This window comes from Gordonia hydrophobica NBRC 16057 (genome assembly GCF_001592365.1).
In the GTDB taxonomy this organism is placed as follows: Bacteria; Actinomycetota; Actinomycetes; order Mycobacteriales; family Mycobacteriaceae; genus Gordonia; species Gordonia hydrophobica.
In genome coordinates this window covers 1-1,068 of the sequence record NZ_BCWU01000035.1, presented here as the reverse complement: position 1 = coordinate 1,068, position 1,068 = coordinate 1, and the positions used below count along the sequence as shown (strand labels likewise).

Below are 1,068 nucleotides of genomic sequence, written 5' to 3'. Positions count from 1 at the left end.
GGAGCTGGTGGTGGTCGCAGAGACCAGAGAGAAGCGACTGTTTACTAAAAACACAGGTCCGTGCGAAGTCGTAAGACGATGTATACGGACTGACGCCTGCCCGGTGCTGGAAGGTTAAGAGGACCGGTTAATCAACTTTGTTGGTGAAGCTGAGAATTTAAGCCCCAGTAAACGGCGGTGGTAACTATAACCATCCTAAGGTAGCGAAATTCCTTGTCGGGTAAGTTCCGACCTGCACGAATGGCGTAACGACTTCTCTGCTGTCTCAACCACAGGCTCGGCGAAATTGCAGTACGAGTAAAGATGCTCGTTACGCGCGGCAGGACGAAAAGACCCCGGGACCTTCACTATAGCTTGGTATTGGTGTTCGGTGCGGTTTGTGTAGGATAGGTGGGAGACTGTGAGGCTGGCACGCTAGTGTTGGTGGAGTCGTTGTTGAAATACCACTCTGATCGTATTGGGCTTCTAACCTCGGACCCTGATCGGGTTCAGGGACAGTGCCTGGTGGGTAGTTTAACTGGGGCGGTTGCCTCCTAAAGTGTAACGGAGGCGCCCAAAGGTTCCCTCAGCCTGGATGGCAATCAGGTGTTGAGTGTAAGTGCACAAGGGAGCTTGACTGTGAGACGTACAGGTCGAGCAGGGACGAAAGTCGGGACTAGTGATCCGGCACCGGCATGTGGAAGCGGTGTCGCTCAACGGATAAAAGGTACCCCGGGGATAACAGGCTGATCTTCCCCAAGAGTCCATATCGACGGGATGGTTTGGCACCTCGATGTCGGCTCGTCGCATCCTGGGGCTGGAGTAGGTCCCAAGGGTTGGGCTGTTCGCCCATTAAAGCGGCACGCGAGCTGGGTTTAGAACGTCGTGAGACAGTTCGGTCTCTATCCGCCGCGCGCGTCTAGAAACTTGAGGAATCCTGTCCCTAGTACGAGAGGACCGGGACGGACGAACCTCTGGTGTGCCAGTTGTTCCGCCAGGAGCATTGCTGGTTGGCTACGTTCGGAAGGGATAACCGCTGAAAGCATCTAAGCGGGAAGCCTGTTCCAAGATGAGGTTTCTCACCCACCC

Annotated in this window: 1 rRNA gene; it reads left to right on the top strand. The window is 55.0% G+C overall.

From position 1 onward, the window contains the following. Nucleotides 1-1,068 (top strand): 23S ribosomal RNA (locus GH2_RS21100); the annotation flags it as partial.